Annotated in this window: 8 protein-coding genes and 5 pseudogenes; 7 read left to right on the forward strand and 6 right to left on the reverse strand. The window is 66.1% G+C overall.

Annotated features, from left to right (window positions below):
* Window positions 1–463: AbfB domain-containing protein (locus tag ACZ6C1_RS36400; protein WP_469247316.1), on the reverse strand; the 463-nt coding region annotated here is incomplete at its 3' end.
* 446 nt (window positions 464–909) lie between these two features.
* On the opposite strand from ACZ6C1_RS36400, the pseudogene ACZ6C1_RS36405 reads away from it, so the two are divergent.
* Window positions 910–2,127 (forward strand): annotated as a pseudogene (locus ACZ6C1_RS36405) (IS256 family transposase).
* Window positions 2,128–2,558: 431 nt separating this feature from the next.
* Here the strand turns inward: ACZ6C1_RS36405 and ACZ6C1_RS36410 are convergent.
* Window positions 2,559–3,292 (reverse strand): annotated as a pseudogene (locus tag ACZ6C1_RS36410) (transposase family protein); the annotation flags it as partial.
* Between the two features lie 42 nt (window positions 3,293–3,334).
* Window positions 3,335–3,724 (reverse strand): hypothetical protein, encoded by a 390-nt coding sequence (locus tag ACZ6C1_RS36415; RefSeq protein WP_469247317.1) that lies wholly within the window; start codon window positions 3,722–3,724, stop codon window positions 3,335–3,337.
* Between the two features lie 222 nt (window positions 3,725–3,946).
* Here ACZ6C1_RS36415 and ACZ6C1_RS36420 point away from each other — a divergent pair.
* A pseudogene (locus ACZ6C1_RS36420) lies at window positions 3,947–5,333 on the forward strand (IS1380 family transposase).
* 174 nt (window positions 5,334–5,507) lie between these two features.
* Here the strand turns inward: ACZ6C1_RS36420 and ACZ6C1_RS36425 are convergent.
* Both ACZ6C1_RS36425 and ACZ6C1_RS36430 read right to left on the reverse strand, forming a co-directional pair.
* Complete coding sequence (locus tag ACZ6C1_RS36425) at window positions 5,508–5,951, reverse strand: NUDIX hydrolase (RefSeq protein WP_469247319.1); 444 nt, start codon at window positions 5,949–5,951, stop codon at window positions 5,508–5,510.
* Window positions 5,952–6,406: 455 nt separating this feature from the next.
* On the reverse strand, window positions 6,407–6,778 hold the full coding sequence (locus ACZ6C1_RS36430; protein WP_469247321.1) for an SH3 domain-containing protein: 372 nt from the start codon (window positions 6,776–6,778) through the stop codon (window positions 6,407–6,409).
* Window positions 6,779–7,908: 1,130 nt separating this feature from the next.
* On the opposite strand from ACZ6C1_RS36430, the gene ACZ6C1_RS36435 reads away from it, so the two are divergent.
* The 5 genes and pseudogenes from ACZ6C1_RS36435 to ACZ6C1_RS36455 all read left to right on the forward strand — a co-directional run bounded on the left by ACZ6C1_RS36435 (window position 7,909) and on the right by ACZ6C1_RS36455 (window position 10,484).
* On the forward strand, window positions 7,909–8,547 hold the full coding sequence (locus ACZ6C1_RS36435) for a hypothetical protein (protein WP_469247323.1): 639 nt from the start codon (window positions 7,909–7,911) through the stop codon (window positions 8,545–8,547).
* Window positions 8,529–8,765 carry an ATP-binding protein gene (locus ACZ6C1_RS36440; protein WP_469247324.1) on the forward strand — a complete coding sequence of 79 codons (237 nt, stop codon included), beginning with the start codon at window positions 8,529–8,531 and terminating at the stop codon, window positions 8,763–8,765. Before ACZ6C1_RS36435 ends, ACZ6C1_RS36440 begins: the two co-directional genes overlap by 19 nt.
* 412 nt (window positions 8,766–9,177) lie before the next feature.
* Window positions 9,178–9,423, forward strand: a complete 246-nt coding sequence (locus ACZ6C1_RS36445) for a hypothetical protein (RefSeq protein ID WP_469247325.1) — start codon at window positions 9,178–9,180, stop codon at window positions 9,421–9,423.
* Window positions 9,424–9,608: 185 nt separating this feature from the next.
* Window positions 9,609–9,794 (forward strand): annotated as a pseudogene (locus ACZ6C1_RS36450) (transposase family protein); the annotation flags it as partial.
* Window positions 9,795–10,022: 228 nt separating this feature from the next.
* Window positions 10,023–10,484 carry a transposase family protein gene (locus tag ACZ6C1_RS36455; RefSeq protein WP_469247336.1) on the forward strand — a complete coding sequence of 154 codons (462 nt, stop codon included), beginning with the start codon at window positions 10,023–10,025 and terminating at the stop codon, window positions 10,482–10,484.
* A gap of 176 nt (window positions 10,485–10,660) precedes the next feature.
* Here the strand turns inward: ACZ6C1_RS36455 and ACZ6C1_RS36460 are convergent.
* Window positions 10,661–10,843: pseudogene (locus tag ACZ6C1_RS36460) on the reverse strand (transposase family protein); the annotation flags it as partial.
* Window positions 10,844–11,158: the final 315 nt, after the last annotated feature.

Here is an 11,158-nt window from a genome sequence, read left to right on the forward strand (position 1 = left end):
GTGAGATCACCACGCCAACGACGAGGGGCCCTGCCTCGTCACCACACCTGCTGACCCGCCCATTCCACCCTCCAGCACAGGACGAAAGAGGCTCACTGTCCTTCTTCTCGATCAACAGGTGGAAGTTGAAATGTCGAATATAATGGTCGGGGAAATTGGTCGAACGAAAGGAAAAGCCGTGGATGTCGGCCAGTCCGACCTCCAGGAAGAACGTTGAGTCCTTGTCGAACAGCTGACGTTCAGGCCCGTCCTCGGGCACCTCCTCCAACAAGAGTCGGAAATTCTTGTGCCGCAACAGGCGGTTGGGAAGGTTGACCGACTTCAGGGAGACCCTCGCCCCGTCCCCCTTCGAAACGATCTCGAACTGGTAATCCTGCCCTTTGGCTGGTTCGTACTCGTTGAGTTCGCCCTCGAAATTATGGTGCCGGATAAAGAACCCCGGGAAGTTGATCGACTCCAGCATAGTGACGGGAGGGTTATTCATAAGCCCTTTACCAGGAGGTTCGGAAGAGAGCGAGTGCGGTGATGGTGCGAACGATGCTCGGGAAGATGTCCAGCGGGCCGCGGTAGCGGGTGGCGAGGATCTTCCAGCAGCGGACGCGCTGCGCGAGCTGATCGACGCGGCCAAGGCCGCGAACGCCGCAGCCCGCCACGACGCATGGGCCCAGCGGTCGGTCCGCTACGTGTTCATGCGGCGGGGCAAGCCCATGGGCCGTCACTTCCTCTACGGGCGCAGACCGCTTATTTCTGCGGCGTCGTATTCCTCTCCCGGTGAGGCTCCGGATGGTGTCCCGCCGAGTGGTGTAACTGATCTTGGCTGGGATGTGCGCCGTTCGGCTCCCTGAAAACTGGGCAGGCCACCGTGCAAATGTCCTTGGTGAACGGGCAGTTCAACCCAAGGAGTGCACGGTGGCCTTGTCCCAGCATGACCTACTTCGCCTGCTCGAGTCACTACGTTCGGCGGACGGTCTTGAACTCGTCCGCGAAGTCGCCGAACGCTTGTTGCAGGATGATCGAGGCCGAGGCCACCGCGCGGATCGGTGCCGGGTGGGGCGAGCAGACCGAGACCCGGACCGCTCATCGCAACGGGCACCGGGAGAAGACCCTCACCACACAGGCTGGCGACCTCGAGCTCGCGATCCCCAAACTGCGGGCCGGCAGTTTCTTTCCCAGCCTGCTCGAGCGCCGGCGACGTATCGACCAGGCGCTCTATGCCGTGGTCATGGAGGCCTACGTCCACGGCGTGTCCACCCGTTCCGTCGACGACCTGGTCAAAGCCCTCGGCTCCGACACCGGCATATCCAAGAGCGAGGTCTCCAGGATCTGCGCCGGCCTCGACGAACAGCTCGAGGTGTTCCGCACCCGACCGCTTGATCACATCCGGTTTCCGTACCTGTTCCCCGACGCGACGTATGTGAAGGCTCGCGTCGAGCACCGGATCGTCTCCCAGGCAATCGTCATCGCGACCGGCGTCACCGAGGATGCCGGCCGTGAGGTTCTCGATGTCATGGCCGGCGACAGCGAGACCGAGGCCTTCTGGACTCAGTTCCTACGTCACTTGCGAGAACGTGGTCTGACCGGCGTCCGCCTTGTGATCTCCGACAGCCATAGCGGATTGATCAAGGCGATCCGGAAGGTCATGATCGGCGCCGCCTGGCAACGCTGCCGCGTCCACTTCGTCCGCAACGTGTTCTCCGTGATTCCGAAGGGCTCTGCGGAGATGGTCGCCGCGACCATCCGCACCCTGTTCGCCCAACCCACCGCCGAAGCCGTCCGGACCCCACCTCGAGACCGTCGCGGACATGCTCGGCGGCCAGTTCCCCAAGGTCAGAGTCATGCTCGCTCGAAGCGAAGGAGGACTTGACCGCCTTCGCGGACTTCCCCCACCAGCACTGGAAGAAGATCCAATCGACCAACCCGCTCGAGCGCCTGAACCGAGAAATCAAACGCCGCTCCGACGTCGTCCAGGTCTTCCCGAACACCGCCGCCGTCAGCCGGCTGGCCACAGCCGTTCTCACCGAACTCCACGACGAATGGACCGCCTTCCCCCGCCGCCACCTCTCCATCGAAAGCATGGACAGCCTCTACCCAGACACCGGAACCAACCTGCCCGACACCACCAAGTGATCAGTTACACCACCACAAGGGGCATGACCAGGCTCCGCAGCGCGGGCGGCTAGGTAGTCGGCCCAGGAGGTTTTGGCAAACCCTGCCCAGCGGACTGCGGTGTTGGGGTGGAGACCGAGGATGCTCGCGAGGACCGGTGCGGGCAGGTCACCGGAGAGAGCGACTAGGGCCGCGTTTCGGGCTGGCCTGGTGTCGATGACGTGCGCCAGGAGTTTCGAGCTGAGGCCGGTCTGTGAGGTGGGGCGGCCGGGGACGAGGCCGGGGAAGATCCATGGCTCGCCTCGGTTTGTGCGGGTGAGGGCGGCCCGGGAGTGGGGTACTTCCGCCAGCTGGTGCAGGAGTCTGGCGAGCCGGGGCAGCAGCAGGATCGGGTGCCGATCGATGGTGAGGTAGCTGTTGCCGTCGCGGCGGGTGAGCTGGGTCGCAGTGGTGGCGATGCCTCTCATCGCGTGATGGACGCAGTCGCCCTTCAAGCGGCAGTCGCGGAGAATTTTCCAGGTCTTCATGCGAGCGAAGGCATGCTCGACACGGGCGCGGACCCGGCGGTGAGAGGTGTTGTGGTCTCCTTCCAGGCCGGCAGTTCGCTCTGCCCGCGCTCGCGCCGGTGTGGGATGACCAGGCCGGTGCCTCGATAGCCCCCCGCTCGGCGATCACGTGGTGCGGCCGACGGTGTCCTCGGCTCCGGACAGTGCCCACGCCTTGCAGTCGTTGCGGTTGGGGCAGCGGCTGGCCGACCACGACGGCGCGCCGGGTGTCGATGACGACCCTGGTGATTCGTCGAGTACCGGTAGTTCTTCGACCGCTCGGCCACGGTGTGGTCGCGGGTGGGGACCAGGGTTCCGTTCACGATGAGCACGGTGTTCTTGCGGAATCGTCTGCGGGGCTTGAGCACGAGCAGGGGGCCGAGGTGGCTGATGATGCGGGCGGCTGCGGACTTTGAGACGCCGAATAGTGGGGCGAGCTGCCGCAGTGTCAAGTTGGTGCGCCAGTAGGCAGTGACCAACAGCACCCGGTCCGCCAGCGGCAGGCTCCATGGCCGGCCTCTGCGAACCGCGTCAGCTCCCTCGTGCCGCAGCGGTGCCACCAACGTGCCGAAACGGCGGGGGCTCATCCCGGTGAACGGGGTTATCCAGGACGGCTGCGACGCCGTGATCACGCCAGCCACGGCGGGAGCCTCACACGGTTCACGCCATGGCCGGTCCGTTGATCACTTGCTGGACAGGCGGAGATCTCCGGCCCAGGTCTCACACCGGACACGGCCGGAGTCGAAGGTGATCTCCAGTGCGATCCGTCCGCTGTCCGGGACACTCTCTTCGCTGACTGCCAGTACCGCCTCGCCGAGGTGATCCGCGAACGGGGTCTCGCTGCTGGTCGGGGCCACCTCGATGCGGCCCGACTCCGCCATGTCGTATCCCTCGAAGCGGTCCGACGTCTCCACGATCAGGCACCAGTCCGAACCGGTCGTGATGCGCGTGGCGACCGCCTCACTGTCGATCAGCCACACGTCCAACGGGCCGGACGGAGCGTCTGAGCCGTACAGGTGCCACGAGGCGACTACTTGCTCGAGACGGCGCCCGACCAGGTAGTCAGGACGCACGCCGGCCCCGTGCAACGGGCACTCGCTCACCCTCTTCGACTCCACCCGCTGACCGTACCGTCAGGCAGACCCCCAGCTCACACCCTTATACGGGACCTAGCCTCGCGCTTTCATGAAGCGGGCTGTCCGGCAGTTGGTCAGGAAAGCAGAAAGTGCCTCTGACCAGCAAGAATGAGGATTGTCGAGGTCCTTGTTCCTGCCACCGCCGGAGGCACTTCCCAGGTGAAGCACTCTATCGGGTTGTACCCCCGTGTCCGCGTCCAGGACGACGGCCGCCAGGTCGTCTCCCAGGCTGGGGCGGTACTGCTCGTCGAAACGGTCCGCAAGACCGGTCTTGACCAGGCCATATCCCAGGCTCTGGCCCCGTGGCGCAAACCGCGGGCCGTCCACGATCCCGGCAAGGCCCTCTTGGACCTCGCTCTGGCGGTCGCACTGGGCGGGGACTGCCTCGCGGACGTCGCGATGCTGCGGTGTGAGCCGGCCCTCTTCGGCCCGGTCGCCTCCGACCCGACCGTCTCCCGCCTGATCGATACCCTCGCCGCCTCCGGCGAGAAAGTCCTGCAGGCTGTCCGGTCCGCGCGGTCCGCGCGGTCCGAAGTCCGCAGCCGGGTCTGGTCGCTGGCAGGCAAGCATGCCCCAAAAGCTGATGGGCAGGTCACGATCGACCTCGACGGCGTCCTCGTGATCGCGCACTCCGACAAGGAGGACGCGGCCGCGACCTGGAAGAAGACCTATGGGCATCATCCTCTGACGGCCTTCGTCGACCACGGCCTGGGCGGAACCGGAGAGCCGGTCGCCGCTCTTCTCAGGCCGGGAAACGCAGGCTCCAACACGGCAGCCGACCACATCACCACCGCCCAACTAGCCCTGGCCCAACTGCCGAAGCACTACCGGCGAGGGCGCCGGACGCTGATCCGCACCGACTCCGCCGGCGGCACCCACGACTTCGTGTCCTGGCTCACGAAGCGAGGCCGGAGGCTGTCTTACTCGGTCGGCATGGTGATCACCGAGGCGATCCACCAGCATGTGATGAAGATCCCCGGCCCGGCATGGACGCCGGCCGTCGAGGCCGACGGCCAGGTCCGTGACGGTGCCTGGGTCGCCGAGCTCACCGGCAGCCTGCTGGACGGCTGGCCCAGCGGCATGCGGCTGATCGTCCGCAAGGAACGGCCGCATCCCGGCGCCCAGTTGAGGATCACGGACGCGGATGGCATGCGGATCACGTGCTTCGCGACCAACACCCCGGACCGTCCCATCGCCGAGCTCGAGCTCCGTCACCGGCTGCGGGCCCGCGCCGAGGACCGGATCCGGGCCGCCCGGTCCACCGGCCTGCGCAACCTGCCCCTGCACCACACCGCCCAGAACAAGGTCTGGCTGGAGATCGTCCAGATCGCACTCGACCTGCTGGCCTGGATGCCCATGCTCGCTCTGACCGGCCAGGCCCGGCTCTGGGAGCCCCGCCGTCTCGCGGTTCCGCCTGTTCTCCGCAGCCGCCCAGCTCGTCACCACCGGCCGGCGCCGCATCCTTCGTATCGCCCGCCACTGGCCCTGGACCGGTGAGGTCACAGGCGCCCTCGAACGTCTTGCACTCCTACCGAACCCCGGCTGACCAGCAACCTTCCCGCCCCTACGAGGGAACAGCACAGACCGGAGCAGTGGAACCCGGCGTCCACCCGAGACGACACACGGCCCCTCAGCCTGCCCACCACCAGCCATAGAAAGCGAAACGGTCCACCGACTCCGTCGGCGGACCGTCATGCAAGATCGAGGCTAGCAGACAGAGTTAGCTCTTGAGTGCTCGTTCCGCCAGGAAGAGAGCAAGAGGGCCTCCATACAGAAGAAACCGTCCTGTAGTAGCAGCCTCAATCGCCTCCTCCATGGACCACCACATCAGGGTGTGTCCTTCCTCTGCAGGCGTTAGATCTTGGGGGCCGAGAAATAAGTCCTCCGCAAGGAAGAAGGACAGGCGCGACGGGCTGGCCAGAGTGACTGCGTAGGACCCGAGAGCACGCCACCTGCGAGCCCTCACGCCTGTTTCTTCGCGTAGTTCGCGCCGCGCGCAGTCTTCTGCGGTCTCTCCAAGCTCTCGCCGCCCCCCGGGCAGAAGTACGTGCGTGGCATTCCTGTGGGGCAAGCGTGCTCTTAGCACGGCAATGCATCCGTCTGTGTCATGGGCAACGATGATCGACGCGTGTACACCCGACTCTTGGGGCGCGACAGTATTCATGGTGTGCGAGGTTAGCCGTAACTGAAATTCTCTGCTGCTCCCCCATGCTGTCTACGCGGGGAAACACACCGAGTTTGAGTGCGAACAGTTGGGTGCTGGGTTGCGGGGCGGTCCTTCGCCTGACCACAAAGGAACCACCTCCGCCCCCAGGCTCTCACCTCCGCAAGGAAGCCGAATGTGCTCCTCACTAGACCAGAGTCGACTGGCCGCAGTAACGAAACTATGCGCTGGAACCATCACTTGGTTGACTCAGGCACTGCGCAATTCCATCGTGATGGATGTTGACTCACCGCTTCTCTCGGCTGTACCAGTCCGGCGTCGGGCGGTCCACGGCAGGCATCACAACGTGGACAAGAGCCAGTTGGCCAGTCTGCGCGAGGTTGCTAGCGATTGGTGCCTCCAGCACCCCGGGGGGTGCTGGAAGCAGTAGCCCATCAACCTGCGTTGGGTGTCCGCTAGTGATGTAGCCCGCACTTGTGAGGAGCCGGCCCAACATTCTTGATGTATCGAGCTGAGGCGAAGGCCCAGCCCTTACCAATTCGATACCACCGGGGATTACCATCGGTCCACTGGCCACGCGTCTTGCATGCTACCTTTACGATTTGCCCGTATTTAAGTGCTCCGATTACTTTGTGTGCACGGGAGGGACCGTTGCGCACCAGCAGCCCAGTCTTCGCGATGACACGTCCCTTGTATGGAACGCAGTGGCTGATGTGGCTAGGAGCGGCGGTTGCGGCTGCTGCAGCTGGCCCGCTAACCGCCACCGTCGCTATCAGGCTGCTTGCAACACAGAGGGCAACCTTGCTACGCCTTAACTTTAACGGCATTAGTACAGCCTCCTGGAAAATCTGTTGGTTGTGCGAAATGAGCGTCTCGTGGATTCGCCAAAGGCTTCTGCAACAGCGGGTGGACAGCGAAGCGACGAGCTGGACAAGTGACCGATTGTCAATCTGACTTCACACTAAGTACGGCGCTAGGGGGCCGCAACTCAGCGGATCGAATGGAGTGATGCGGAAATCCAGTGGCTGGATGCTGGTCGGGCCTGTGGTCGGCTCCACGCAGTCTCGGCACTTGCGTGCCCTGGCCTCCTGACACTCCGGTAGCAGTCGTAAAGGATGCCGCGAGGGCGGTGGGGCTGCAGGCCGCGTCCGAATCCCGGTCCGTGACCAGACCGCAGCTTTCGCAAGTGAAGGACCCGGTCCGCACCTCGATCAGGCGGGTTCGCGGGTAAACCTGACGGCCTGTCGGCTGTCCTAGCGAGACGTGAACCAGGGGTGCCCCTACGCACAAGCGCCTGCCCCAAACCGCAGCCGAAGAAGCTCCGGCAGGCGCTATTTAGGCCCAGCAAGGGCTGCCGTAGTACTACGGCTGGCAACTCACCGAGCCAGGTCACGGGGCCATGGGTCTTCACCTGACACCGCGGTGACCGCTTGCATCGACAACTCCCCCATCCCCCTGTACGGCTCCCCCGCCTCGTTCTCACGGATACGCAAGCATCGCTCAACACGACACGAGCGCACCCAAACACACCGGCTTGAGCAGGTCACCGGCAACGAAAAAATCTCCGCCACTGCCCCACCCCAGTCCCACAATACACTCCACCACCACCGCCACCACCACGCACCATCATTGGTAGCCCAACGGCCCACATTGTCTGGGGCGTGGGCCTCGGACATTCGCTGCTTACTGATCGTGCAAACTGAGTCCCGGAGTCGTCTCGAGCAAATAATGCTGCAGGCGAGTTGGAGTAGTGCGAGGTGGTGGCCGACGCGTATCGCGTAGCGGGGCCGAAACCGCTTGAACTGGTGAAGCCAGGCGTAGGTCCGCTGGGTCGGCCCAGCAGGTCCTTCCCATTCCGGAGCCGTGCCGCTGAGGCGTTCCACACCACGGCGGCCAGCCGCTACATCGGCACCGAGCACCGGCGAATCCGCGCCCGTCCCTCGCGTCGGCAGGCCGGATGCGGTCCGCGCAGGGGCACGTCGAGCAGGCATGCGGCACCTGGTCGACAACCCTGGGCCTGCTGGAGGGCATCCGTTCGCAGTGTGCCCGGGACGCCGTCAAAGGGAGTGCACTGGCGGTAGAGCACTGGCATTTGTCGCCGGCCGCCAGCGTCGAGCAGAGCCGTTATGAATGGGCGACGTACGGGGTGGCGCTGCTGCGCTGCGGAGGGCTGTTCACCGCCGTCCGCATCCCCGCCGCGTACGTGTACGCCGCGGGGGATGCGGACATGGGCGGGGTCGGCGTCTTCCTCGCGGGGGTGCTCGACGCCGGGCCGGTGTTCCTCGACCAGAGAGGCCAGCAGTTCTACATGCTCGCTTCGGCCAGCATCGTGCACACCTGGCGGCTCGACGAGGCAGAGTGCTTCGGCCGGGACACCTTCCTCGGCATCCCGGCTGTCGGTCGCACCGCGCCTGACGCGATCAGCGACGCGTACCGGGTGGTCCCCATGGACAGCCCCGGCGTTCTGTGCACCGGGCCCGCCGTGGATGGCCTGGTAGTTGCAGGCCGGAACGCGTGGGCCCCGGGTTTTCGGAGACGCTGGCCGGCGAGCCCGGGTCGGCCGCCGTCGTCCGCCACATGGTCCGTGAAGCCCTGAGCCTGTGGGGGCTCTCCGCGCTCGCCGACGCCGCGGCGCTCGTTGTCTCCGAGCTGGTGGCGAACGCGGCCGAGCATGCCCGCGGTGGGTATATCCGTGTCACGGTCACCCGAACCCGCTCGTCCCGGGTCCGCATCGCCGTCGTCGACCGCGACCCGCGCCACTGCCCGGAGCCGCGAGCCGCCGCCCTCGAGGACGCGGCCGGGGCTTGGTCCTAATCGACGCCATGGCGGCCGGGTGGGGGGGCGTCCACCCCATGGGGTGGGGCAAACGCGTGTGGGCCGATCTGGAGGCAGCGTGAACACCCCCTGGCGGGGCCGTGCCGCCCTACCTGCCCGACGGCGCCAGACTCGCCTTGGTGGAGGTCGACGACCGCTGGAGCGCCGTTTCGGTCCCGGCCGAGTGGGGCCACCACGTCCTCGCCACACTCGGCGACCGGTCCGGCCCGGTCATCGAGGACCCGGCCTTCCTTCTCGTCGCATGGCTGCTGCCGCCCGGCGGTCCGCACGACTGGCCCGACGCGTCCGACGCCAGGGTCACCCGGTACGGGACCGGAGACTGGCTGACCGTTCCCAGTCCGGCCGGGTTCCCTCCGGCACCCGCTGGCTCCGCTCGCCGCTCCACGGCCCCATGTTCACGGACCCGGGCGCGCTGCGCGCCGCGGTGGAGTCTGTCATCGGTCCGCTCGCCGAGGCCGCCGGGCGCGGCCCGGTCGTCGTGTGCTCCTCGTGCGGCACTCCGAGACGGGACGCCCACCTCATCGAGTGGCAGGAGCAGCTGAGCGGCCCCGGTTACAGCAGGTACGCGTGCGGCTCCTGCCGGTCGGGCGTCCACCGGTGCCACCACCTTCGCCTCGTGCGGGAGTCGCCGCGGTGAACGAGCGCAGACAGCAACTGGTGTACGTCGTCGTTGCCAGCCTCCTGGCGGCCCTCTGTTAACGACCTCGTGCATGGTTAGCGGCGTGACGGTGGCCGGGTGGGGTTGTTGGGCTGTTCGTGGTGGGGGTTGAAGCACGCAGACTGATCACGTCGGAGCGTGGGATCACCGGACTGTCGGTGTCCGTGATCGCTGTCCTGGTTGCCGAGTTGGGCTCTTTTTGGCAGGCCTGCAGGGATGCCGGGCTGCTTGATCGACCGCGTCGCCGGGCGGTCGGGGCAGGGGCGAAGTACAAGCTTGTTTTCGTCGACCGGCTTCTGGCCACCCTTGTTCACCTGCGGCACGGAGTGACGCACGATGTGCTGGCCTGCTGGTTTCAAGTGGTCCACGATCACCCGCGCGGTTGCCGAAGTACGGCCCCTGCTCGCTGGCCGCGGCTGTCGCATCGAGGGTGGCCTGCGGCTTCGGACACTCGCCAATGTCATCGCCCACCTCGGCGCAACCGGTCGGACTGCTTTGATGGACGCGACCGAGATCCGCTTCCGCAGGCCCTCGGCCCACCGCGGCGGCCACAGCAGGGCAAGAGCCGAATCAACGCGATGAAGGCTCTGATCATCACCGATTCCCCTGGCCAGCTCTTGTATTGCGGCGAGGCGCGGGCAGGCTCCGTCACCGACATCACACAAGCACGCGACGCCGGCCTGGTCGATCTCCTCGCCGACACCATCGACCTCGAGATACCTGCCGACGCCGGCTGCCAAGGGCCCGGCGCCCAGACCTGCGGCCAGGTCGTCACACCACCACGCAAACGACGAGGCAAACACCCCGAGCACCTGCAGTGGCTCATGGCTCACCGCGAAGCAGCCCGGTTCGCCCACTCATCAGCCCGAATCCCCGTCGAGCACGGCATCGCCCACCTCAAGAACTGGCGTGCTCTGGCCCGACACCACAGCCGGCGGGAGAACCTGCCCGACACAATCCGGGCCGTCGCAGGACTCCTCACCGACCAACAGACGGCTCGGCCCTCAACCACCCTCGCACTGCCCGCCAGACCAGCATGATCAACCGGGCAATCCCACGGCCGAACACATCCTCACAGCAACCATGCACGAGGTCGTAAAGCGTGTTGCAGAAGTCTGTGACTGGGCAGGTCTGGCCGGTTCGGGGGCCGTTCTGATCACGCCGCGAGGGCGAGGTTGTGCATGTGGGCGACGGCTTGGACGGCGTGGTGCGCCGGGACGGAGTCCGGGAGGTCGTGTCTCAGGTGGATCAGCCTGGCGACCAGCCGGCTGGCGAACACCAGCCTGATGCCGGGCGCCTGCCCCTGCCTCGCGTTTCCTGGCCCCGCCGCTGCTACGCGACGGCGCCCCTCGACAGCGGCCTGCCACAGACCGGCCAACTCCTCGATCAGACAGCCCAGATGCTACCGGGAGACACCGGTGAACAGCTGATACGCGAGAACGTTCCGGCTGACCGTGATCACCACGGACCGGATCATCCCACCCCCAAGCGATCACCCCACAACCACAATCACGCACCAACTCGTAAGCCGTGTGAGCCGGACTACCGCGCCGTGCTGACCCTGCACGACCCGAGGAGGAGTTGAACGGCGAGACCTGGACGAACGTGGAGCGGCTGCGGGAGTGGCTGGACGCGGAAGCGGGGCCCCCCCCCCCCCCCCCCCCCACCGGTCCCTCGGTCTGTCTTGGCTTTTATTCCGGGGTGGGGTGAGATT

This window comes from Streptomyces sp. NPDC041796 (genome assembly GCF_055590785.1).

Bases quoted from the DNA above. Each gene is read 5' to 3' on its own strand.
- ACZ6C1_RS36435 (WP_469247323.1), top strand. From the start codon at position 7,909: ATGCGGTCCGCGCAGGGGCACGTCGAGCAGGCATGCGGCACCTGGTCG.
- ACZ6C1_RS36425 (WP_469247319.1), bottom strand. From the start codon at position 5,951: ATGAATACTGTCGCGCCCCAAGAGTCGGGTGTACACGCGTCGATCATC.
- ACZ6C1_RS36430 (WP_469247321.1), bottom strand. From the start codon at position 6,778: ATGCCGTTAAAGTTAAGGCGTAGCAAGGTTGCCCTCTGTGTTGCAAGC.
- ACZ6C1_RS36440 (WP_469247324.1), top strand. From the start codon at position 8,529: ATGGTCCGTGAAGCCCTGAGCCTGTGGGGGCTCTCCGCGCTCGCCGAC.
- ACZ6C1_RS36445 (WP_469247325.1), top strand. From the start codon at position 9,178: ATGTTCACGGACCCGGGCGCGCTGCGCGCCGCGGTGGAGTCTGTCATC.
- ACZ6C1_RS36455 (WP_469247336.1), top strand. From the start codon at position 10,023: ATGAAGGCTCTGATCATCACCGATTCCCCTGGCCAGCTCTTGTATTGC.